The organism is Streptosporangium longisporum, assembly GCF_039534895.1.
Taxonomy (GTDB): Bacteria; Actinomycetota; Actinomycetes; order Streptosporangiales; family Streptosporangiaceae; genus Streptosporangium; species Streptosporangium longisporum.
Map to the genome: position 1 here is coordinate 152,530 of NZ_BAAAWD010000012.1, position 23,847 is coordinate 176,376.

The 23,847-nt window shown below is 70.7% G+C and carries 17 protein-coding genes; 12 read left to right on the top strand and 5 right to left on the bottom strand.

Annotation, left to right across the window (positions count from 1 at the left end):
• The first annotated feature begins 107 nt into the window (after window positions 1-107).
• From carA to ABD832_RS21955, 9 genes are all read left to right on the top strand, one after another.
• The gene (carA, locus tag ABD832_RS21915) at window positions 108-1,298 is read left to right on the top strand and encodes a glutamine-hydrolyzing carbamoyl-phosphate synthase small subunit (RefSeq protein WP_344898377.1); all 1,191 of its coding nucleotides are present in this window, start codon (window positions 108-110) and stop codon (window positions 1,296-1,298) included.
• Window positions 1,291-4,659 (top strand): carbamoyl-phosphate synthase large subunit, encoded by a 3,369-nt coding sequence (carB, locus tag ABD832_RS21920; RefSeq protein ID WP_344898379.1) that lies wholly within the window; start codon window positions 1,291-1,293, stop codon window positions 4,657-4,659. Before carA ends, carB begins: the two co-directional genes overlap by 8 nt.
• Window positions 4,660-4,734: 75 nt before the next feature.
• Window positions 4,735-5,499: an SDR family oxidoreductase gene (locus tag ABD832_RS21925; RefSeq protein ID WP_344898381.1), complete on the top strand. Its 765-nt coding sequence runs from the start codon at window positions 4,735-4,737 to the stop codon at window positions 5,497-5,499.
• A gap of 940 nt (window positions 5,500-6,439) precedes the next feature.
• Window positions 6,440-7,459, top strand: a complete 1,020-nt coding sequence (locus ABD832_RS21930) for an SGNH/GDSL hydrolase family protein (protein WP_344898383.1) — start codon at window positions 6,440-6,442, stop codon at window positions 7,457-7,459.
• Between the two features lie 211 nt (window positions 7,460-7,670).
• On the top strand, window positions 7,671-9,884 hold the full coding sequence (locus ABD832_RS21935; RefSeq protein WP_344898385.1) for an iron-containing redox enzyme family protein: 2,214 nt from the start codon (window positions 7,671-7,673) through the stop codon (window positions 9,882-9,884).
• 47 nt (window positions 9,885-9,931) lie between these two features.
• A complete protein-coding gene (locus tag ABD832_RS21940) occupies window positions 9,932-11,767 on the top strand; it encodes a carbamoyltransferase family protein (RefSeq protein ID WP_344898387.1) in 1,836 nt (611 codons plus the stop codon).
• 66 nt (window positions 11,768-11,833) lie between these two features.
• Window positions 11,834-11,974, top strand: coding sequence for a hypothetical protein (locus tag ABD832_RS21945; protein WP_344898389.1), 141 nt, complete (start codon window positions 11,834-11,836; stop codon window positions 11,972-11,974).
• The gene (locus tag ABD832_RS21950; protein ID WP_344898391.1) at window positions 11,971-13,185 is read left to right on the top strand and encodes an ATP-grasp domain-containing protein; all 1,215 of its coding nucleotides are present in this window, start codon (window positions 11,971-11,973) and stop codon (window positions 13,183-13,185) included. The genes ABD832_RS21945 and ABD832_RS21950 overlap by 4 nt, the downstream gene beginning before the upstream one ends.
• A gap of 32 nt (window positions 13,186-13,217) precedes the next feature.
• On the top strand, window positions 13,218-14,279 hold the full coding sequence (locus ABD832_RS21955; RefSeq protein WP_344898393.1) for a helix-turn-helix transcriptional regulator: 1,062 nt from the start codon (window positions 13,218-13,220) through the stop codon (window positions 14,277-14,279).
• Between the two features lie 103 nt (window positions 14,280-14,382).
• On the opposite strand, the gene ABD832_RS21960 is transcribed toward ABD832_RS21955, so the two are convergent.
• From ABD832_RS21960 to ABD832_RS21970, 3 genes are all read right to left on the bottom strand, one after another.
• Window positions 14,383-14,754 carry a hypothetical protein gene (locus tag ABD832_RS21960; protein ID WP_344898395.1) on the bottom strand — a complete coding sequence of 124 codons (372 nt, stop codon included), beginning with the start codon at window positions 14,752-14,754 and terminating at the stop codon, window positions 14,383-14,385.
• Between the two features lie 52 nt (window positions 14,755-14,806).
• A complete protein-coding gene (locus ABD832_RS21965) occupies window positions 14,807-16,075 on the bottom strand; it encodes a sigma-70 family RNA polymerase sigma factor (RefSeq protein WP_344898397.1) in 1,269 nt (422 codons plus the stop codon).
• Window positions 16,076-16,355: 280 nt separating this feature from the next.
• Window positions 16,356-17,951 (bottom strand): RICIN domain-containing protein, encoded by a 1,596-nt coding sequence (locus ABD832_RS21970; RefSeq protein ID WP_344898461.1) that lies wholly within the window; start codon window positions 17,949-17,951, stop codon window positions 16,356-16,358.
• Between the two features lie 358 nt (window positions 17,952-18,309).
• On the opposite strand from ABD832_RS21970, the gene ABD832_RS21975 reads away from it, so the two are divergent.
• Window positions 18,310-19,053 (top strand): DUF72 domain-containing protein, encoded by a 744-nt coding sequence (locus ABD832_RS21975; protein ID WP_344898462.1) that lies wholly within the window; start codon window positions 18,310-18,312, stop codon window positions 19,051-19,053.
• A gap of 103 nt (window positions 19,054-19,156) precedes the next feature.
• Here ABD832_RS21975 and ABD832_RS21980 read toward each other — a convergent pair whose 3' ends face one another.
• The gene (locus ABD832_RS21980) at window positions 19,157-19,990 is read right to left on the bottom strand and encodes a PHP domain-containing protein (RefSeq protein WP_344898399.1); all 834 of its coding nucleotides are present in this window, start codon (window positions 19,988-19,990) and stop codon (window positions 19,157-19,159) included.
• A gap of 640 nt (window positions 19,991-20,630) precedes the next feature.
• Between ABD832_RS21980 and ABD832_RS21985 the strand changes: the two genes are divergently transcribed.
• Entirely contained in the window at window positions 20,631-22,136 is a 1,506-nt protein-coding gene (locus ABD832_RS21985) for a S28 family serine protease (protein WP_344898401.1), read from the top strand.
• A gap of 184 nt (window positions 22,137-22,320) precedes the next feature.
• Entirely contained in the window at window positions 22,321-23,088 is a 768-nt protein-coding gene (locus tag ABD832_RS21990) for a sulfite exporter TauE/SafE family protein (RefSeq protein ID WP_344898403.1), read from the top strand.
• Between the two features lie 118 nt (window positions 23,089-23,206).
• Here the strand turns inward: ABD832_RS21990 and ABD832_RS21995 are convergent, their stop codons facing one another.
• Entirely contained in the window at window positions 23,207-23,731 is a 525-nt protein-coding gene (locus ABD832_RS21995; protein ID WP_344898405.1) for a hypothetical protein, read from the bottom strand.
• Window positions 23,732-23,847: the final 116 nt, after the last annotated feature.

Genomic DNA, 23,847 nt, shown 5'->3' on the forward strand with positions numbered 1-23,847 from the left:
CGGCCGGGGCCCGCGACCCCGGAGGATCCCAGACGACGGTACGCGGCCGGGCGCCGCTCTCCCCTGCTTTATAACGCGCCCGGCCGACCAGTTCTGAAAGGAAGCCGATGACGGCCCTGCTCGTGCTGGAGGACGGACGTGTCTTCCACGGGATCCCCTACGGAGCCGAGGGGGAGACCTTCGGTGAGATGGTGTTCAACACGGGGATGACCGGCTATCAGGAGACGCTGACCGATCCGTCGTATCACCGTCAGATCGTCGCGATGACCGCGCCGCACATCGGTAACACCGGTGTCAACGACGAGGATCCCGAGTCGGGTCGGGTGTGGGTGGCGGGGTATGTGGTGCGGGAGCCGGCGCGGGTGGCCTCGAGCTGGCGTTCGACGCGGTCGCTGGACGACTACCTGCGTGAGCAGGGGGTGGTGGGGATCGCGATGGCGGGGACGCGGGCGTTGACGCGGCATCTGCGGGAGCGGGGTGCGATGCGTGCGGGGGTGTTCTCGGGGGCTGCTTTGGCGCCGGTGGCGGAGTTGCTGGAGCGGGTGCTGGGCAGTCCGGCGATGGAGGGTGCCGATCTGGCCGGGGCGGTCACCACGAGCGAGGCGTATGTGGTGCCGGCGATCGGTGAGCGGCGTTTCACGGTGGCGGCGGTGGATCTGGGGATCAAGGCGATGACGCCGCATCGGCTGGCCGAGCGGGGGTGTGAGGTGCATGTGCTGCCGGCCTCGGTGACCGCGTCCGAGATCCTCGCGCTGGGTCCGGACGGGGTGTTCTTCTCCAACGGCCCCGGCGATCCTGCGACGGCCGACGGTCCGGTGGAAGCGTTGCGCGGCGTGCTGGAGGCGGGGGTGCCGTTCTTCGGGATCTGTTTCGGTAACCAGTTGTTCGGGCGGGCACTGGGGTTGGGCACCTACAAGCTGCGCTACGGCCATCGCGGGGTCAACCAGCCGGTGCGTCATCAGGGGACCGGCAAGGTGGAGATCTCCTCGCACAACCACGGGTTCGCGGTACGCGCACCGGTTGACGGGAGGTTCGAGACGCCGTTCGGGCCGGGTGAGGTCACCCACGTCAACCTCAACGACGGCTGCGTGGAGGGTCTGCGGCTGCTGGGGCGTCCGGCGTTCAGTGTGCAGTACCACCCCGAGGCCGCGGCCGGCCCGCACGATTCGGCGGGGCTGTTCGACGACTTCTGCGCGCTGATGAGCCAGGGGAAAGGTTCGACGGCCGACCGGCAGGAACTCCTCGGCCGGCACGACTCCGGACAGAGGACGACCATGATGGAGAACCACGGTGCCTAAGCGCACGGACATTCAGTCGATCATGGTGATCGGTTCCGGGCCGATCGTGATCGGTCAGGCGTGTGAGTTCGACTACTCCGGCACCCAGGCCTGCCGCGTACTGCGCGCCGAGGGCTTCCGGGTGATCCTGGTCAACAGCAACCCCGCCACCATCATGACCGACCCCGAGTTCGCCGACGCCACCTACGTCGAGCCGATCACCCCCGACATCGTCGAAAAAATCATCGCCAAGGAACGCCCCGACGCGTTGCTGCCCACGTTGGGCGGGCAGACCGCGCTCAACACCGCCATCTCGCTGTACGAGGCCGGGGTGCTGGAGCGCTACGACGTCGAACTCATCGGCGCCGACGTGGCCGCCATCCAGGCCGGTGAGAACCGGCAGATGTTCAAGGACATCGTCGCCACCGTCGCCGCCGAACACGGCCTCAACGCAGAATCGGCCCGCTCGCTGATCTGCCACACCATGGACGAGTGCCTGACCGCCGCGAGTGAGCTGGGCTATCCGCTGGTGGTGCGGCCCTCGTTCACCATGGGCGGCGTCGGCTCCGGCTTCGCCCACGACGAGCACGACCTGCGGCGCATCGCCGGCGCGGGCCTGGACGCCTCCCCCACCACCGAGGTGCTGCTGGAAGAGTCGATCCTGGGCTGGAAGGAGTACGAGCTGGAGGTGATGCGCGACCGGGCCGACAACGTCGTGATCGTGTGCTCGATCGAGAACATCGACCCGATGGGCGTGCACACCGGCGACAGCGTCACCGTCGCCCCCGCCCTGACCCTCACCGACCGCGAGTACCAGAACATGCGCGATGTGGCGATCGCGGTGATCCGCGAGGTCGGCGTCGACACCGGCGGCTGCAACATCCAGTTCGCCGTGGACCCGGCCACCGGCCGCATGGTCGTGATCGAGATGAACCCGCGGGTCTCACGCTCCTCGGCGCTGGCCTCCAAGGCGACCGGCTTCCCGATCGCGAAGATCGCCGCCAAGCTCGCCATCGGCTACACCCTGGACGAGATCCCCAACGACATCACCGCAGAAACCCCCGCCTCGTTCGAGCCCAGCCTGGACTACATCGTGGTCAAGGTACCGCGCTTCGCGTTCGAGAAGTTCGCCGGCGCGGACGCCACCTTGACCACGCACATGAAGTCCGTCGGCGAGGCCATGGCCATCGGCCGCTCCTTCCCCGAAGCACTGCAAAAAGCACTGCGATCCCTGGAGAAGAAGGGCTCCTCCTTCAGCTGGGCCGGCGAACCCGGCTCCAAGGACGAGCTGCTGCACTCGTGTCGCACCCCGCACGACGGGCGCCTGGTCACCATGCACCAGGCCATCCGCGCCGGAGCCACCGTCCAGGAACTGTTCGAGGCCACCAGTGTGGATCCGTGGTTCCTCGACCAGCTCATGGCGATCGAAGAGAGCGCGATACGGATACGGCGTGCTTCCCGGCTGACCGCGGACACACTCCTTCACGCCAAACACCTGGGGTTCAGTGACGCGCAGATCGCCGAGCTGCGCGACATGGACGAAGCACGCGTGCGCGACCTGCGCCACGCCCTGGGAGTACGACCGGTCTACCACACCGTCGACACCTGCGCCGCCGAGTTCGCCGCCCAGACCCCCTACCTGTACTCCACCTACGACGAGGAGACCGAAGTCCCCACCGGGGACCGGCCCAAGGTCATCATCCTGGGTTCCGGCCCCAACCGCATCGGCCAGGGCATCGAGTTCGACTACGCCTGCGTACACGCCTCCTTCGAGCTGTCCAAAGCCGGTTATGAGACCGTCATGGTCAACTGCAACCCCGAGACCGTCTCCACCGACTACGACACCTCTGATCGCCTCTACTTCGAACCCCTCACTTTGGAGGACGTCCTTGAGGTGGTCCATGCCGAACAAAGCACCGGCCCCGTCGTCGGCGTGATCGTGCAGCTCGGCGGTCAGACCCCGCTGGGCCTGGCGCAGGCTTTGAAGGATGCGGGTGTGCCGATCGTGGGCACCTCCCCGGAATCGATTCACCTGGCCGAGGAGCGGGGGGCGTTCGGGCGGGTGCTGGCCGAGGCCGGGCTGCCCGCACCCAAACACGGCACCGCCGTCACCCCTGATGAGGCATTGGCCATCGCCGCCGAGATCGGCTACCCCGTCCTGGTCCGCCCCTCCTACGTACTGGGCGGCGCGGGCATGGCCATCGTCTACGACGACACCACCCTGACCACCTACATGGAACGAGCAGGCGCAGCCAGCACCCACCCGGTGCTGGTGGACAAGTTCCTGGACGAGGCCGTCGAGATCGACGTCGACGCCCTGTACGACGGCACCGAACTCTACCTCGGTGGGGTGATGGAACACATCGAGGAAGCCGGCATCCATTCGGGAGATTCGGCCTGCTCCCTGCCGCCCATGACGCTGGGCGGGTACGACATCAAACGCATCCGCGCCGCCACCGAGGCCATCGCCCGCGGCGTCGGCGTCCGCGGCCTGCTGAATGTCCAGTACGCCATGTCGGCCAACATCCTCTACGTGCTGGAGGCCAACCCGCGCGCCAGCCGCACCGTGCCGTTCGTCTCCAAAGCCACCGCCGTCCCGCTGGCCAAGGCCGCCGCCCGCGTCATGCTGGGTGCCACCATCACCCAGCTACGCACCGAAGGACTACTGCCCGCCACCGGCGACGGCGGCACCCTGCCTTTGGACGCCCCCATCGCGGTCAAGGAAGCCGTGCTGCCCTTCAACCGCTTCCGCGGGGTGGACATCGTGCTGGGCCCGGAGATGCGCTCCACCGGCGAGGTGATGGGCATCGACGCCTTCTTCGGCACCGCCTACGCCAAATCCCAGGCCGCCGCCTACGGGTCGTTGCCGACCAAGGGGCGGGCGTTCGTGTCGGTGGCCAACCGCGACAAACGCGCCATGATCTTCCCCGTCAAGGCGCTGGCCGACCTGGGCTTTGAGATCCTGGCCACCGAAGGCACCGCCGAGGTACTGCGCCGCAACGGCGTCCATGCCAAGATCGTGCGCAAACACAGCGAAGGCACCGGCCCCGAAGGTGAGGCGACCATCGTGGGACAGATCCTCGACGGCGAGATCGACCTCATCGTCAACACCCCCTTCGGCAGCCCCGGGCAAGCAGGCCCCCGCCTGGACGGATATGAGATCCGCACCGCCGCGGTGCTGCGCGCCATTCCCTGCATCACCACCGTCCAGGGCCTGGCCGCAGCCGTCCAAGGCATCCAGGCGATGGCATGGAGTGACCACGATGTGAAGTCGCTCCAGGAACACGCGCGAAAGCAGAGGGTCGATCTCCGTCCCCAGGCGATCCAGGGGGAACCGGCACCGGCGGGCGTCCGTCCAGCAGATGAAACGGCGGTTCCGTGATTCGCGGGGCTTGATACGTTGTTGCTTCTGCCCAGTGTTCGTTTCTCGTGAATCGCCGGCCGATGGGAGCATTTGATGACCGGAACCGTGGTTGTGACCGGTGCGAGCAGTGGAATCGGCGCGGCGACGGCCAGACGGCTGGCGAAGGACGGGTACGACGTGGTGCTCGCGGCTCGCCGCCTGGACCGGCTGCGGGAGCTCGCCGACGAGATCGGCGGGCGCGCGCTTCACCTCGACGTCACCGACCCCGAGTCCGTCGCCGCTCTCGCCGCGGCGCTGGACAGGTGTGACGTGCTGGTCAACAACGCCGGTGGGGCGATCGGCTCGGAGTCCGTCGGTACGGGCGACCCCGCCGACTGGGCCCGTAGTTTCGACATCAACGTGCTCGGCACGCTCCACGTCACCCAGGCGCTGCTGCCCCTGCTGCGTGCCGCGGGCACCGCCACGATCGTCACCCTGACCTCGACCGCGGCCTACGTGAACTACGAGGGCGGCGGTGCCTACAGCGCGGCCAAGCACGCCGAGCACGCGCTGGTGCAGACGCTGCGGCTGGAGCTGGCCGGTGAGCCGATCCGGGTGGTGGAGGTCGCGCCGGGCATGGTGCACACCGAGGAGTTCGCCCTCAACCGCTTCCGCGGCGACGCCGGCAAGGCCGCCGCGATCTACTCCGGCGTGGACCGGCCGCTCGTCGCCGAGGACGTCGCCGAGTGCATCGCGTGGACGATCGGCCTGCCGCCCCACGTCAACATCGACCAGCTGGTCGTGCGGCCGCTCGCGCAGGCGGCCCAGCACAAGGTGCACCGCGGCCCGCTCTTCCCCTCCTCCGCGAACGATTCCTGAGCCGTCCTCATGAAAGGCGCGGCGGATGAATCGGCAGAACGAAATGGTGTGACCACCCGGAAGCTCTTCGTGAGCATTCCACGTCGACCCTTATTCATTTCCGTCGGTTGACGGATCGGCGGACCCCGTCGCCTGTTCCCGTCCCCCACGCAGCGTCATTTCGCGATTTACGGCCCGTCGTCACCGGCGGGCCGTTTTTCATGGGTCCCGTAGGCCACGGGATGCGGACGGAAAAGAAGGGGGCGATGGTGCGCGCGCCCATTCGTGTCCGATTCAACGTAAACTTTCATGATATCGGTCTTTTATTGTGTTTTTGGCGGCCTTGATTGTTCGCCGACGGCGAGCGCCCGGTCCCAGGGCCGGTCTCGACATCCGGACACCGCTCCGTCCTGGTGTAGACGACCTCCCCGCGGCGGCGCCCTCGCCCGGGAGTGGGACACGCCGGAGCCGGGGCCGTGGCCAGGGCGGGTGCGCCGGAAAGCCGATTTTCGGATCGTGCGGCCGGCCCGGCCACGCCTCCCCATTGACATGGAAAACGGCCTCTAATACACGGGGTCACCCATCGTGATATTCGAGTACATCTTCCGTTAACAAATGCGGACCGTTAAAACCGATAACCGCTGTTATCACATGGATATATGTCAATCAAGAGCTTGATAGCGCACGGGCGCCTTGCTACCTTTGTCGTGGTTGAGCCAATTCCCCCTGCCTTGGGCGCAGGACACGGGAAAAATCGGGGTGACAGGTCGGCAGCGACGAGGACGCCGCTCGGAACAAATCTCCCTCAGTGGATATCAGCGTTCGATGTCGCACCACCTTTAACTTTTGCCATGCCCGAATACTCCAGGGCATCGGCAGGAAGACCTTTTCGTCATCGCGGTCCCGGGCCGCCCGCCATCGGCGCGGGCGGCCGACGGCCACGACCAAGGAGGAATCACCTGTGAAGTCGCAGCGCGCTGCCCTCACGCCTCAAATGCTGCGGTACGACGACTTCGACCACCGCTCGGAGACCCGGTGGCTTCCCTACCTGATGTACTTCCACCGGGTGGGCTACCGCTCCGAGGTGATCAACACCGACGCGCTCGGCTTCCGCATCTCCCACGGCGCCGGTGCCCGCGCCTCCGCAGGCGGCGACCTGCCGCGCGGCCCGGTGCGGCTGTTCGCCGGCAGTTCCACCGCGTTCGGCATCGGTTCCACGACCGACGCCGCCACGATCCCCTCCCGGCTGTGGACCGAGTACGCGCCGTCGGTGCCCTGGCTGAACTTCGCCGGACGGAGCTACAACTCGACGCAGGAGCTGTCGCTCTTCCTGCTCTACCGTCACCTGCTCCCGGAGATCGAGGAGATCGTCGTCTTCTCCGGGCTCAACAACCTGGCGCTCGCCCGGCTGCCCGAGTGGCAGCGGGGGGACCACGGCGGCTTCTTCAACTGCGGCGAGTACTTCGAGCAGATGGAGGAACTGCGCGCCCGGCATCGCAAGACGCCCGTGGTCTTCGGCCGGCGTGCCGAGCGCAGGACCGCCCCGCCCGAGGAGGCACCGGTGCCGCCGCTGGCGGACCGCATCTCCTACGCGGCGGACCTCACCGTCCGCCACCTCGAAGGCTGGCGCCTGCTGGCCGGACAGACCGGGGCACGGCTCTCCTTCGTGATGCAGCCGCTCGCCACCTGGGTCAGGGAGGAGCACGCCCCACAGGAGAGGCTGCTGTTCGGCGAGCTGGACGAGAAGTCCAACTTCTGGTCCCTCTACGGCGACATCGCCACCAAGGAGGCCGGCCGCGCCTACGCCGAGGCGCTCCGCGACGCCTGCGAGAAGAAGAAGATCGACTTCTTCGACATCAACCCGGTGCTCTCCGAGGCCGTACGGGAGCAGGACTGGCTCTTCGTGGACCGGGCCCACTTCACCGACGAGGGCCACGACATCGTCTCCCGGATCCTGGCCGACTCCCTCGGCCTGACCTGACCGGGCTCAAGCCGACCCGTCCCGAACCGAACCCCCGAAAGGAACGTGTGCCGTCATGTCGTTCGTGCGAAGGGTGCTGTCCAGGCTTTTCGGCCGCAGGCCCAAGAAGAAGAAGGACGACGCGTCCATCTACCCCATGTTCTGACGAGCCCGTGCGATCCCCCGGCTCGCCGGGGGACGGATCCCTGAGACACGAAGGAAGGGCAGGAAGGTGCGACGTCGTACGTCACACACATCTCCTCCGGACGCGCAACCCCGGGGCGGGACGGAATCCACCTCCAGGACGCTGTACGCGAGGGCCGGCGATCCGGAGGGCTCGTTCCCGGCGGGCGGGTTCGTCCAGGAGATCCGCGCCGAACTGCGGCGGCTCGCCGGCCCGCACGACGGCACGCCACGGCTGGACGATCTCGTCGAGCAGGCCGCGACCTGGGCCGGGCAGGACAGGGAGCGCTACCGGTCCCTGATGGAGCGCGCCTCCTCCGGCCCGCCCGGCGCCGGCGACGTCCTGGTCCGCCGGGCGGCGCTCGGCTGCGCCCCGCTCGGCCTGGCGTCCGGGGCGTGGCTGCAGTGGCTGAGCTCCCCGGGGAACGCCGACGACGCCGTCGTGCTCGACATCCTCACCCTGTACGCCTCCGACGTGGGCGTCGGCCATCCCCGCGCCTCCCGGGGCAGCGCCTATCTCGTCCTGCTGCGTCACCTGCTGCTGTCGGAGAACGCCGTCCCGCGGGCCCGTCTCGCGCTGGAGCGGCGGATCGCCGACGGGGCCTTCTACCTGCCGGCCCTGCTGCTGGGCATGAGCCGCCGTCCGGACGACTTCCGGCCGGAGATCCTCGGCGCCGACCTGTGCCTGCGCTCCGCCGGGCTGCCGCCCGCGCTCAGCCTGGTCAGGCAGGCGCATCCGGCGGCCACGGACTGGACCGCGATCGATCCGGGCACCGTCCGGCAGGCCGGATGGCGCTCGGGGGCCGAGCAGAGCCGCGTCGCGGTGGAGGCGCTTCTCGACGCGGCGCCCGGCGGAAGGGGGGACGTGTCCCGTCCCGCCGGGGGCGACGCGGAGCGGGTGGCGCTGGGCTTCGGCTGGGCCCTGGCCGCGCTGCGGCGCTGGAGCGACGACCTGCACGCCGAGCTCGACGCCTCCCTCGACCCCGCGTACGAGATGGCCGAGCTGCTGAGGATCAGGTCCCGCGAGGGATCGGTCTACCACCACGACTTCACGCTGCAGGACCGGTCGCTGTCGGAGTGGCTGAAGCAGAGCCGGACCGACCCCGGGCCGCTGCTGGAGGCGCTGGCCGGGAGCCGCCTGGTGAAACCCGGGCGCTCGTCGGCCAGCTCGCTGGTCAACGGCCTGGTCGGTGAGCGCGGGCCGATGTTCCGGGTCTTCGGCCCCGAGGACCTGTCGGTGATCCGCCGCTGGATCGACGCGCTCCCCGCCGGTGGGGACGGGCCGGCGGCCGTGCCGCTCCCGGCCGTTCCCGGCCGGGACCCGCTGGTGCTGCCGTCGCTGCACGCCGCCCCGCCGGAGCAGGGGCGTACCCCCTCGGGGCTGCGGGAGGCCTACCACCTGCTGCAGCGCAGGACCGACACGCCCGCCCTGCGCCGCTTCGCGCTGACGTACGTGCACCGCTGGCTCGCCCGGTCCCGGCACGGGATCGACAACGGCGAGCTGCAGCTCCCGGAGCGGTGGAGCCCGGAGGGGCTGCGGCCCTGGCTGGCCGAGCAGCACGACCGGCACGGGCGCGAGTTCGAGGAGAACGCCGACGTGCCGGTGCCGTCGCGCGAGGAGCTGATCGACTCCACGCTCCAGCTGGCGCCGCTGACCCTGATCGACGGGAGCTGGCTGCAGGGGTTCACCGACTACGAGCACGCCTCCTCCGAGATCGGCCACTCCCTCTTCGAGACCTACTGGGACGAGCTGGGGAACGGCGAGGTGAAGCTGAACCATCCGCTGATCTACCGCCAGGTCCTCGCGGAGATGGGCATCGAGCTGCCGCCCACCGGGACGCCCGAGTTCGCGCGCTGGCCGGGCCTGCGGGAGGGCTCGTTCGAGCTGCCGGTGTACTGGCTCAGCATCGGCCGGTTCCCGCAGACGTTCATGCCCGAGGTGCTGGGGCTGAACCTGGCCATGGAGCTGTCCGGGGTCGGCGGCACCTACCGGCGGGCCCGCATCGCCCTCAGGAAGCACGGGTTCAGCACCCGGTTCGTCGACATCCACAACACCATCGACAACGTCGCCAGCGGTCACTCCGCGTGGGCCGCAGACGCGGTCGACACCTACATGGCGGCGCTGCCCTCCTCCCGGGGAACCGGCGCCCAGGCGCGGGCCTGGGGACGGGTCCGGGCCGGCTACCGGTCACTCAACCCGCCGAGGGGGTTCTGGGCCCGCCAGGCCGCACGTCGGGCACGAGCGCCCCGCGACCCCCGTTGAGCCCTTCTCCGCAGCACCCCTCCGCAGCACCCCGAAGGAGCACGCCCGTGTCAGACCTGGTCCTGGGCATCTCGGCCTACTATCACGACAGCGCGGCCGCGCTGGTCGCCGACGGGGTCCCCGTCGCGGCGGCGCAGGAGGAACGCTTCACCCGCCGCCGCCACGACTCCGCCTTCCCGTCCCGGGCGGTGGAGTACTGCCTGCGCGAGGCGGGGGCGGACCTGGGCGACGTGTCCGCGGTCGCCTACTACGAGGACCCGAAGCTGAAGTTCCGGCGGGTGGTGTCGACCTTCCTGGGGGCGGCTCCGCGGGGCTTCGCCTCGTTCAGCGCCACCCTTCCCGAGTGGCTCTCCTGGAAACTGGACGTCGCCACGACCCTGCGGCGCAGGCTCGCCGAGCTGGACGCCGGACCGGTGCCGCGGATCGTGATCCGCCGCCACCACGAGTCCCACGCCGCGTCCGCCTTCCTGCCCAGCCCGTACGAGAGCGCCGCGGTGCTCTGCATCGACGGGGTCGGCGAGTGGGCGACGACCACGCTCTGGCACGGGCGGGGGAACCGGCTGCGGCAGCTGGCGGAGCTGCGCTTCCCCCACTCGCTGGGGCTGCTGTACTCGGCGTTCACCTACTTCTGCGGTTTCAAGGTGGACTCGGGCGAGTACAAGCTGATGGGCCTGGCCCCCTACGGCCGGCCCCGCTACGCCCACCTGATCAGGGAGAGGCTGATCGACCTGAAGCCGGACGGCTCGTTCCGGCTGGACATGCGCTACTTCGAGTACCTGCGCGGGCAGGTGATGACCGGCCGCGGGTTCGAGCGGCTCTTCGACGGGCCGCGCCGGCTGCCCGAAGGCCCCCTCACCGAGCGCGAGTTCGACCTGGCCGCCTCGGTGCAGCAGGTCACCGAGGAGGTCGTGCTCGCCCTGGCCCGTACGGCCCGGCGGGTGACCGGCGAGTCCCGGCTCTGCCTGGCCGGAGGGGTGGCGCTGAACTGCGTGGCCAACGGCAAGGTGATCCAGGAGGAGGTCTTCGACGAGGTGTGGATCCAGCCCGCCGCCGGTGACGCCGGAGGCGCCCTGGGCGCCGCCCTCGTCGTCGCCTCCGAGCGGGGCGCGCCGCGCGCGCACCTGGGCACCGGGCGGGACGGGATGTCGGGGTCGCTCCTCGGGCCCGCCTACGACGACGAGGCGATCGGCGCCTACCTGGACGCCGAGGGCATCCCCTACACGCGGCTGGAGCCGGACGAGCTGGCCCGCAGGGTCGCCGCCGAGCTGGCCAGGGGCAGGATCGCCGGATGGTTCCAGGGACGGATGGAGTTCGGGCCCCGCGCGCTGGGAGCCCGCTCCATCCTCGGGGACCCGCGGGACACCGGGATGCAGTCGGAGATGAACCTCAAGATCAAGTTCAGGGAGTCGTTCCGGCCGTTCGCGCCGTCGGTGCTCGCCTCCGACGCCAAGGACTACTTCGACCTCAAGCAGGACAGCCCGTACATGCTCGTGGTCGCGGGGGTCTCGGCGGCGCAGCGGATCGAGGCCGCCGACACCGGAGGCGCGACCGGGCTGGACCTGCTCCGCGTGCAGCGGTCCACCATCCCCGCGGTCACCCACGTCGACTCGTCCGCGCGGGTGCAGACCGTCACCGAGCACAACAACCCCGCCTACCACCGGCTGCTGGCCGCCTTCAAGGAGGAGACCGGCTGCCCGGTGCTGGTGAACACCTCGTTCAACGTCCGCGGCGAGCCGATCGTGAACTCCCCGCGCGAGGCGTACGCCTGCTTCATGCGCACCAACATCGACCTGCTGGCCATGGGCGGTTTCCTGCTGGACAAGACGGCCCAGCCGGAGTGGCGCGAGGAGAACGACTGGCGCGAGGCCATCCCGCTGGACTGACCCGGGCACCCGCCCCTCCCGTACGTGCCCGCCTCCCCGTACGTCCGAGAAAGGAACGCATCCCCGATGCGCAAGGTGGCACTTCTCTCCGCCTACTACCTGGTGATCACCCCGGCCGGCCTGCTGGCCCGGGTGACGCGCGACCCCCTGCGCCGCCGCTGGAACCGGCGCGCCCGCACCTACTGGATCTCCACGGAACGGCCATGACGGACCACATCCTGGTGATCCACCGCTGGCGCGACCGGCACGCGCTGTACGAGCACTACATCGACCACCACGCCCACCGGGTCAGCTACGTGACCACCGAGCTGGGCAGGGCGTCCGTACCGGAGACCGCCGCGGAGATCGTGACGGTCCCGGCCACCGACGACCTGGAGGCGGTGCGCGCGGCCACGGAGACGCTGGCCGCGCGCTTCGGACCCCCGGCCCGGGTGCTCGCGCTCAACGAGGGCGACCTCGACACGGCCGCCCGGCTCCGCGCCCATCTCGGGTACCCGGGGCAGCGGCCGGACCGGCTGGCCCGGTTCCGCGACAAGCTGACGATGGTCCGGACGGTCTCGGCGGCCGGTCTGGCGGTCCCCGCCTTCGCCGACGCGCCCGGCCCGGAGGCCGTGCTGGACTTCGCGGAGACGCACGGCTGGCCCGTGGTGGTCAAGCCCCGGCGCGGCACCGCCAGCAGGGGCGTGCTGCGGCTCGACTCCGCCGAGGAGGTGTCCGCGCTCGGTGACCTGGCGCCGGAACCGCGGCTGGTGCAGCGCTTCTGTCCCGACCCGGTCTACCACGTCGACGGCCTGTGGACCGGTACGGAACTGGGTCCCTGGCGGGCGTCGCGCTACCTGAACACCTGCGTGGACTTCACCGTCGGCGAGGTGCTCGGCTCCGTGGAGGTCGACGACCCGGACCTGCTGGGCCCGCTGGGCGACTTCACCGCCGCCGTGGCCGGTGCCCTGAGCGACCGGCCCTGGGTGTTCCACCTGGAGGTGTTCGTGGGATCCGGGGGTGACGGCCTGCCGCGCATCACCTTCCTGGAGGCGGGGTACCGGGTCGGCGGCGCCGAGATCCCCTTCCTGTGGCGGGAGGTTCACGGCATCGACCTGATGGCCGCCGCCGCCGACGTCCAGCTCGGCCGCACCCCCTCGCTGCGGGTGCCGGCCACCTGGGAGACCGGTGGCTGGCTGCTGGTGCCGACCCCCGTACCGGCTCCCTGCCGGGTGGTCTCGGCCGAGCTGCGGATCGATCCGCAGGAGGGCCCGTACGCGCGGGTCGTGCCGCCGGTGGGACGCCTGGTGCCCCGGGTGGGCGGTTACGAGCACGTCGGAGCGCGGTTCCGGTTCCGCGGGGCGTGTACCGACGACGTGGAGAAGGCCATCGTGAAGACCGCGTCCCAGTTCCGGCTGGTCTGCAGCCCCGTGCCGTGACGTTCGAGTGCCGTGGAGGTGAGCGATCCAACATGCGTACGGACATTCCGGCGGCTCCGCCGGAACTCATGGACACCGCCGTCGCCGTGTACAGGTACGCGATCATGTGCGGTCACGTCGACGCCGGGACGGTGGCGTCCGAGCTGGGCATGGGCCCGGCCGAGGCGGCCGAGGCCTGCGAGAACCTGCTGGACCTCAAGCTGCTGATGGAGAAGGACACGGAGGGGACGCTGATCCCGGTCCATCCCGACCTGGCGCTCACCGTGCTGAACGAACCGCTGGCCGACGAGATCAGGCGGCGGGAACAGGCGATCGACGTCAACACCCGCCGGATCCAGCGCATCTCCGAGGACCTGGCGCGGGCCGCCGCCCGTCCCCAGGGCACCGAGGGCGTGTACCTGGTGTCCGACCCCGCCGAGGTCCAGCGGGAGATCGACGCGGCGAGCCTGCGGTGCACCCGGGAGGTGGTCGTCATGCGGCCCGGCGGCTGGAAGCGCGAGGGACGCCGGGCCGACGCCGTCTCCACCGAGGCGTCGATGTTCAAGCGCGGCATCACCCGGCGGATGCTGTTCCAGCACACCACCCGCGCCAGCCTGGGCATGCGCTCCTACGTCGCCCGGACCGCAGAGCACGGGGGGCTGGTCCGCACCACCTCCGAAAGCCTGGAGCGCATGTTCGTCTTCGACCGGCAGCTCGCCTTCATCCCCACGGACCCGCAGGGCGACGCCCCCTCGGGCGCCGCGATGATCACTCATCCGGTGGTGGTCGACTTCCTCTACCGGGGCTTCGAACGGGCCTGGGCGGGCGCCATGCCGTTCGAGGGCAGGGACGTGAGCTACGACGAGGTCTCCGCGGACATCAAGCTCTCGCTGCTGCGGATGATGGCGTCCGGCCTCAAGGACGAGGTGATCGCCAACCGGCTCGGCATGGCGGCCAGGACCTGCCGTCGGCACATGTCGGCCATCATGGACGAGCTGGGCGCCACCAGCCGCTTCCAGGCCGGCATCAAGATCGCCCAGATGGGCGTGCTGTCGCCCGAGTACGCCCTGGACGCGGCGCGCGACGGCCGGGACGACGCCCACCCGTCCTGGTGAGGCCGGGATCGGCGGGATCGGGAACGGGGCCCTTGATGGGGTCGGGAGGAGGCCGAGGTGGGCACGGGGTGGGAACGCGCACCCGGTCGGCGGGAGGAACCGGTCAGCGGTAGCGGAAGCCGTCCAGGAACCGGCGGAAGACCCCGCCCACCCGGGGAAGCGGCTCGGCCGGGGGTGGCGCGGTCGCGCGCTGCCGGGCGATGGGCTGGTCGTAGTCGGTCCGCGCGATGGCGTCGACGATCTGCTCCTCGTCGTAGTCCTCGGACCCCTCGATCACCGGCACGAAGCCGACCAGCATCCCGTTCCGCATCACCTGGGCCTCGAGGCCGGCCGTGCCGTCGGTGTCCCAGTCGGCCTCCCGGCCGCCCGGCAGCAGCACCCGGACCCCCATGTGATGACCGCCCCTGGCCAGCTGGGCGTTGATGCCACGGTCGCGCAACGCGTCGACGACCCTGCGGGCCCTGTTCTCTTCCACCTCTCCCAAGGTAGCCGGGCCGGGCCGTTTCCGAGCGGGCGCGGAGCCGTCCTCAGATCGGAGGGCGCCCCGGGCCGCCGGTCACGTCCGCGAGGAGTTCGGCGAAGGTGATCGCGGTGTCGTCCTCGTAGAGCGGGCCGACGACCTGGACGCCGACCGGGAGCCCGCCCGGGGTGCGCCCGATCGGCGCGGCCACCGCGGGCAGCCCGGGCAGGGAGGCGTGGGAGATCCAGAACGGCAGGTCCCCGTACGGCCGCTCCCCCTCGGGGGTCACGATCATCCTTTCTTCGAAGGGACGCGGGTCGTGCGGGAAGGCGGGCGTGAAGGTGACCGGGCACAGGAACACGTCGACGTCGCCGAAGTGGGCGTTCCAGGCGGCGCGGGCGGCCGTCCGCCGGTTCTGCTGCTCGACGATCGCCGAAAACGGCGCGAACTCCCCGCCGGGCCCCTGGGAGGCGAGGAAGAGCCCGACGTGGAAGCCGAACGACTCGGCCTCCCGGACCGGGTCCACCCCGTCCGGCCAGCCCTCCACGAGGGTCGCCCCGGTACGGGCGAGGGCGTCCACGAGATCCGAGAGCGGGCCCGCGACCTCGGCGGAGACCGGCGCCGCCGGGTGGTCGAGGACGAACCCGACGCGGAAGTCGGCCGCCCGGGTGTGGCGGGAGGGTGGCAACGTCCAGGAGCAGGCTTTGGCGGCCTGCCCGTCGGGGCCCGCGGTGACGCCCAGGGCCGTCCTGAGGTCACCGGCCGACCTGGCGAGCGGTCCCGCCGAGGTCATGTACGCCGCCTCGTCGGGACCCGGCGGGACGCCCGGCGGCGAGAACCCGGCCAGCGGGACGATCCCGGCGCTCGGCCTGAGCCCGTACACCCCGCAGAAGGCGGCCGGGATGCGGATGGATCCCACCAGGTCGGTCCCGTACTCCAGGAACGTCAGCTCGATCGTCTGCCTCGCGACCACGACGGCGTCCGGCTCGGACTCGGCGGGCGCGATCTCGTCGAGCAGCCGGTCGGGGTACGGCTGCAGCCACGGCACGTCCGCGAACGAGCGCAGCAGCCCGGCCCGTCGCGCGTCACGGCGGATCGCGTCCAGGCAGGCGTTGGTCGCGATCCGGTACAGCCAGGCGCGCAGATCGGGGCCGCCGTCGAAGCCGTCGCGGTGGTGCCAGGCGCGCAGGAGCGTCTCCTGCACCAGGTCCTCGGCGTCGGTGAACGAGCCCAGCATCCGGTAGCAGTGCACGTGCAGCTCGCGGCGGTACCGCCCGGCCCGCTCGGCGAACGCCGACCCCTCCTGCGTCATGTCCAGATCCTGAAGAAGTGTCATGCATGTGAAACGTCACCGGCCGGGCCGGCTCATCGGCCGGGCGACGACTTTCTCATGCCCGGATGGAAGGCCACCGTACGACGCGCCGGCAGGAACCGAGCCGTCCTGGCCCCATCCTGGAGGATCTCCGGCCCGGACCACGCCCCGGACGGGCACCGCCCGTACCGTCCCGGGACGACTCCGGCCCCGTCCAGGCTCGTCGGGGGGAGGAGACGAGTCCGGACGGGGCCGGGGCGAGGGGTGTGTCCGGGCACCGCACGCCCGGACAGGGGTGGGAAGGCTACTGCGGGATCGTGTCCGCGCCGCCGACACCGGCACCGGCGGCCGGCGGGGTGGCCGAGGCCGAACCGGCCGAGTAGGCGTACGAGGGACGCGTGACGCTGCCGTCGGCGCGCAGCCAGTCGCTCATGGTGCTGCCGCTGCTCTGCGCCCGCCGGATCGTGGCGATGTCGTAGAAGTTGCTGCTCGTCCAGGTCAGCTTGGCGTCGCCGAAGTCCTGCGTGATGGTCTTCGCGCTCTTCACGTGGTTGCTCTCGGCGTAGATCCTGCCGCCCACGCCCAGGCCGATGAAGTAGTCGCCGACCTCCACGTAGTTGGCGAACAGGTGGGCGTACCCGAACCGGACCCGCGGGTGACGGGTGTTCGACCCGTCGAACCAGTTGTGGTGGTAGGTGGCGTTCAGGTAACCGCTGTCCTGCGCGCCGTTGCCGTCGCTGTGCCCGAGAAGCATGGACTTGTCGGTGCCGACGTAGCGGTTGTAGGAGACCGTCGCCAGGTCCGAGCCGCGCTTGATGTCCACCGACCCGTCACCGGCCGGGTGGAAGGTGTTGTGGTCGATCCACACGTGGTGGGAGTAGCACTGCACGTTGATCGAGTCGTCCGGGGAGTTCCGGAAGGTCAGGTTACGGATGATCACGTTCTGGACGTGGGTGAACCTGTCCCTCTCCGCGGGGTCGCACAGGTCACCGCCCCAGGCGATCTCGTCCGGGCCCCACCCGTTGACGTCGAGACCGAACCCGCTGATCGTCGCGTTCGACCCGGCACCGATGATGGTCTTGTTCGACCCGACGTCCAGCATGTCGGCGCCGCCACCGGTGATCGTGCCCGAGACGCGGACGATCCGGGGGGTGTCGTCGGCGACGGCCGCCGCCAGCTGCGCGTAGCTGGAGACGGTCACCGTCTGCCCGCCGGCACCGCCGTTGGTGCCGCTGCGGCCGTACTTGGTGAGGGTCGCGAAACCGACCAGGCCGCTCGCGTTACCGGGGGGAGCGGTCACCGTCGGCGTCGGGGAGGGTGTCACCGTCGGGGTGACGGTGGGGGTCGGGGTGACGGTGGGCGTCGGGGTCGGGTCGGGGTTGCCACCGCCCGCCGGGACCAGGCGCCACTGCTTGGTGGCGGCCGAGTCGCAGGAGTTCTGCTGGATCAGCGCGCCGGAGGCGGTGGAGTTGTCCTTGGTGTTGAGGCACTTGCCGCCGTTGGCGTTGGCCACCCGGTAGGCCGACCCCGAGGCGGTCAGGTTCCAGGTCTGGGAGGCAGCGCCCGAGCAGGCCTCCTGCTGCACGGCCTTGCCCGCGGAGGTACTGGCGCCCTGGACACCGGCGCACTTCCCGCTGTGCGCGGCCTTGAGCAGGAACCCGGCCCCGGCCGCCGTCAGGTTCCAGGTCTGGTCGGTGCCGCCGTCGCATCCCTCCTGCGCGAGCTGCACGCCGTCGGAGCCGGCCGCTCCGGGAACGCCCAGGCACAGGCCGCTGCCCGCGTTGACGAGGGTGTACGCCCCGGCGGCCGGGGCCGCGGCGGCCGCGCCGGCGACCGCCCATCCGGAGGCCGTGACCACGGCCACCGCGGCCACCACGGCGGCCCTGGCGCCGAATCTCATTCTCACAACCGAACTCCTCGCTGGTCCGGCAGGTCTGCGGGACCTGCGGCCGGGTTCTCCCCCGGCAGGTGCGCGTCGCTCACGAACGCTCTCGACGACGGTTAGACACACCGTAGGAAAGCGCTTTCCCAATGTCAATGGACAGTGAGGATTTATGACACTTCATCGATAACCGGACAGGACGGGCCGGTGAACCGGTCACGGACGAGGAGTGCCGCACATCCGGCGGCATGGTCACCGGGCACACCGGGCAGGAGAAGGCTCGTACGGGAGCAGGCCATGGCTCGCGCGGGAGCGCGGGCCGGGAAGATGAGGAACCGGAAGCCGAGCAGCGGGAGGCGGGGGCCGAACTCCGATGATGCTGGTGGGGACGTCCGGCTGGCAGTACGCCGACTGGCGCGGGGAGTTCTACCCGTCCGGCGTGCCCCAGCGGCTCTGGCTGGAGCGGTACGCCGAGACCTTCGGCACCGTGGAGAACAACAACAGCTTCTACCGCCTCCCCGCGCGCGAGACCTTCGAGAACTGGAGGGAACGCACCCCGCGCACGTTCGTCATGGCGGTCAAGGCGAGCCGCTTCCTCACCCACATCAAACGGCTGAGGGACCCGCAGGAGCCGGTCGAGCGCCTGATGGCGGCGGCCGGTGGCCTCGGGGACGGGCTGGGGCCGATCCTGCTGCAGCTCCCGCCGACGCTGCGCGCCGACACCGGGCTGCTCGACGCGTGCCTGGGCTGCTTCCCCGCGCACGTGCGGATCGCGGTCGAGCCGCGGCACGAGTCCTGGTGGAGCGACCCGGTCCGCGAGACGCTCGCGGCGCACGGCGCGGCCCTGTGCTGGGCGGACCGGCTCGGCCGCCCGCAGACGCCGCTGTGGCGGACCGCCGACTGGGGCTACCTGCGGTTCCACGAGGGCCGTGCCAATCCCTGGCCCTCGTACGGTGACGACGCGCTCCGCTCCTGGCTGCGCCGCCTGGGTGAGACGTGGGACGACCGGTGCGACATGTACGTGTACTTCAACAACGACCCCGGCGGCGCGGCCGTGCGCAACGCCGTCCGGTTCACCGGGTTCGCCGCCGCCGAGGGGTGGCCGACCACGCCGGCATGACGCGTGAGGAGCGGGCCGGACCGGACCCGAGAGAACAGGTCCCTGCAGAACGCATCACCCCGGCTCGTGAGCCGTACCCGAAGAGGTCACGCCGCAAGGGCCGTCACGCCCGTCTCCAGAAGTCGTCCCGGTGCGCTCCCGGCCGGAACCCGCAGGCCTCGACCATCGCGCTCGCCTCGGCGAGACCTCGGGCCAGCAGTGCGGGCTCGTGCGCGTCACTGGCGAAGGCGACGGTCTGGCCGCCCTCCCGGTGCCACCACCGCACGATCTGCGGGTGCAGGGGAACCTGGGTGTTCACCTCCAGTGCCCTGCCCGAGCCCGCGAGGACGCGAAGGACGGCGCGGTACTCCTCCTCGAACGCGGCCGGATCATAGGGCTCGGCCCCGGCCGGCCAGTACCGGATCGGATAGTCGATGTGCGCGAGCACCTCGAAGTCGTCGTACCCCTCGACCAGCCGTACGGCCTCGGCCAGGTAGTCGCGCACGACCGTGGCGGCCGACCGGTCCCGGTAGAGACCGGAGACCTCGTCGAACCCGGCGCCGGCCGTGATGGAGTGCACCGAGCCGAGCACCCGGTCGAACCTTCCCGCCCGCAGCACCCGGTCGAACCGGTGGCCGTGCCGGTGCGGCTCGCTCAGCTCGACACCCGACAGGATGCGCAGGTCCGGGAAACGGTCGCGGCAGCGCTGCAGGCACTCCAGGTAGCCGTCGAGGTCGAGCTCGGGAGGCGTGAGCACCCCGTCGGTGACCAGCACCCGCCAGGCGTCCGGGATCTCGGTGTCCTCGCGCAGGGTCCAGGGGGTGAAGTCGGCGTGCTCGGTGAACGCCAGGGAGGACAAGCCGATCTCGACCGCCCGCTCGCAGGTACCCTCCATGGAACCGGCCAGCGCGTCCCACGACCACTGGCTGTGCACGTGACCGTCCTGTGGAAGCGGCATCCGTCTCTCCCGATCCCCAGCTGCGACGTCTTCTCCCGGAACACCGCCCCGTTCCCCCTGACGCACCGGCCCGTTCTTCCGGAACACCGGTCCGGGCGGCACTTCTCCCGGACCACCGACCTGGCGACGTCTCCTCCGGGACACGCGCCCGGGTGGCGCCTCTTCCGGAACACCGGCGGGCGGCGCACGGACGTCCCTCATCGCGACGAACGTCCCTCTCCGGACGCTACAGGACGGATCCGCGCGCGTCTGCGGGCTCGCCGCAGGACCGGCGGGTTCTCACCGTCGCCCTTCGCACCGACACGCGCGCCCGCGGTCCCGCTCCGCACCGGGAAGCACCGGGAAGCACCGGGAAGCACCGGGAAGCACCTTTCACGTCCCCCCTCCGGCCGGGAGCACCGGAGACGATCTTTCGGCCGGAAGCACCGGGAACGGCCCCTCACGGCCTCGCTCCCGTCCGGAAGGCCCGCGGGAACGGCCCTTCACATGATCCGATCCCCTTGAACATCCTCCGAAATCCAGCGAATGTAGGCGGGACAATCTCATAGCGCCTGTTTCCCGACGGTCGCGCGGAGGGGGCACCCCTCCCCGCCGGCCACGTGGTCCCCGGCCTCCTCCCCCACCCCCAGGAGACACGACCGTGCGAACCCGGGCACTTCCCGCCCTCGTCCTCTCGCTGCTCACCGCCGGTTCCCTCGCTCTGCCCACCCCGGCGGCCGCGCTGTCCCTCACGTCCCCGGCCGGTGTGCCGGCCACGTCGGCCACGTCGGCCACGTCGGCCACGTCGGCCACGTCGGCCACGTCGGCCACGTCGGCCACGTCGGCCACGTCGGCCTCCCCCGTGGTGGACGACGACCTGACGGCCAGGCTCCGGGCCGTTCCCGGCCTGACCGTGGTCTCCGAGACCCAGGTGAGCGGCCACCGGTTCTTCGTCCTCACCTTCACCCAGCCGGTGGACCACCTGCGTCCCGGCCGGGGAACGTACCAGCAGCGGCTCACCCTGCTGCACCGCGCCGAGGACGCGCCGACGGTGCTCTACACCGGCGGGTACGGCCTGGCCGTGAACCCGACGGCCTCCCGGACCGAGCCGACCCGGCTGCTCGAGGGCAACCAGGTCTCGGTCGAGCACCGCTTCTTCCGCTCCTCCCGGCCGGAGCCCGCGGACTGGCGCAAGCTCGACATCTGGCAGGAGGCCACCGACGAGCACCGCATCGTCCAGGCGCTCAGGACGATCTACTCCGGCAGATGGATCCAGACCGGCGCGAGCAAGGGCGGCATGACCTCGGTCTACCACCGGCGCTTCTACCCGAACGACGTGGACGGCGTGGTGGCCTACGTCGCGCCGAACGACCGGATCAACCCCCTCGACGGGGCGTACGACAGGTTCTTCGCGACCGTCGGCGACGCGGCCTGCCGTACCGCGCTGGAGAACGTGCAGAAGGAGGCGCTCAAGCGCCGCGACCGGCTGGTGCCCCGCCTGGAGGCGGAGGCCGCCCAGAACGGCCAGACCTTCACCCGGACGCTGGGCACGGCCGACCGCTCGTTCGAGATGACGGTGCTCGACACGGTGTGGGCGTTCTGGCAGTACCTCGGTGTCGGCGACTGCCCGGAGGTGCCTCCGGCCACCGCCACCGACGAGGAGATCTACGACTGGATCGACTCCGTCGCCGGTTTCTCGTTCTACACCGACCAGGGCCTGGAGTACTACCTCCCGTACTACTACCAGGCGGCGAACCAGCTCGGCTGGCCCGAGCTGAGGTTCGACCACCTGCGCGGCCTGACCCGTCACCGCGGCCTGTACCAGCCCAACTCGGTGCTCCCCGCCGAGCTGCGCTCCGCGCACAACCCCCTGCCGATGCTGGACGTGGACCACTGGGTCCGCGGGCGTTCCAGCAGGATGATGTTCATCTACGGCGAGAACGACCCGTGGGGCGCGGAACGGTTCACCCCCAGCCGGAACGACTCCCACCTGTACGTCGCGCCGGGCGCCAACCACGGGGCGAACATCGCCGCGCTGCCCGAGGCCGACCGCGAGGCCGCGACGGCGACCCTGCGGCGCTGGGCCGAGGTCACCGCTCCCCCGCCGACCGCACGCACCGCGCCTCTCCCCGACGACGACATGCTCCCGCGCCGCCGTCCGCTCTGACCCCTGCCGCGTTCCGGGTGGCCGAAGAGGCGATCCTTCGGCCACCCTTCCGGTCTCCGTCCGTCGATGCCGCACCTGACGGACGGAGACCGGCAGGGTGGCCGGGGCCGGTACGGCGCGGAGCACGGCTCCCGCGTAGCATCCGATCCGACGCGGGCACCGGCTCCGCGGGAGAAGAGGTGGCGTGACGCCGTGGGAGATGATCGCCGTCTTCGCGGCGGGCATCGGCGCAGGTGTCGTCAACGCGGTCGTCGGCTCCGGGTCGCTGATCACCTTTCCGGTCCTGCTCGCCACCGGCATGCCGCCCGTCACCGCCGCGGTCTCCAACACTCTCGGTGTGATCCCCGGCTCCATCGGCGGGGTCGTCGGTTACCGCAGGGAGCTCCGCGGCCAGGGCCGGCGCCTTTTGAGGATGAGCGTCGGCGCCCTGATCGGCGGCCTCACGGGCGCCACGCTCCTGCTGGCCCTGCCGGCCACGGCGTTCGAGACGATCGTGCCGGTCCTGGTGGGCCTCGCCCTCGTCCTGGTCGTCCTCCAGCCCTGGATCAGCGAGAACACACGGCGACGTCGTGAACGTACCGGCGCCTCCGCAGACCCCGACGGCGGACCCCTGCTCCTCACCGGGCTGACGCTCGCCAGCGTCTACGGCGGCTACTTCTCCGCGGCCCAGGGAATCATCTACGTGGCCCTGATGGGCGTGCTCCTCGACGAGACCCTGCAACGCCTCAATGCCGCCAAGAACGTGCTCGTCATCGTCGTGAACGGCGTCGCCGCGCTCTTCTTCCTCTTCTCCGCGGACTTCGACTGGACGGCCGTCGTGCTCATCGCGGCCGGTTCCGCCCTGGGCGGCCCGATCGGGGCCAGGGTGGGCCGACGCCTCGGCTCCACGGTGCTGCGCGTTCTCATCGTGGTGGTCGGCACCGCCGCCATCGTGCAGCTGCTGTGGAACTGACACGGGAGGGACCTGGGCCCCGTACGGCCTCGCCCCCGAGCGCCGAATGGCTTTCGGATCTTTAATCCGACACATCCGGCTTGCCTGTTCAAGATAGTTCGTACATATTCCGGCCCGGTCACACCTCGGGGTCCTCCCAGTGCGGGGTGTGCGATTCGATGTCCTCGGGCACGCGGATCCGTCCGTTCGAGAGAACGAGTGGGGCGATCTCGGTGCTCTCGTGGAAGCGCAGATGACCGGCGAAGGACTCGACATCGGCGGCATGTGCGCCCACCGAGCATCGGCCGAGCCAGTGCAGCAGCACCCGCAGCCGGTAGAAGTCGTCGGGATGGAGTTCCTGGCGTACCGTCAGCGCCCAGCCGTCGGCGTGCTCCCGCGCGACCAGCTCGGCGACGAGCGCGCCTCCCACCCGCCGGGCGGCGCCACGCTGGGCGAACACGGGCGTCGGCTCCGCGTCCTCCCACTCACAGTCGGGGTCGCCGGGGTCACCGAGCGGGTAGGTCTCCACGTATCTGCCGGTGCCGATCGGCAGCCGCTCGGGTCGCGGTCCCTGCCCCACGTGCCACCGCAGCTCGGCGAGCTCGTCGTCGGTGACGTCGGCACGGACGTCCACGGACAGCACGAGTTCGTAGATGTCTCCCACCGGCACACCGTACCGTCGCGACGCCATGGCCTCGATCGTGCCGAGGCCGGCGACACGTGCGGAGAAAGCCACCCGATTGAGTGTTTTGCGGTTTTCTTAGGGTTATCGGCACCTCA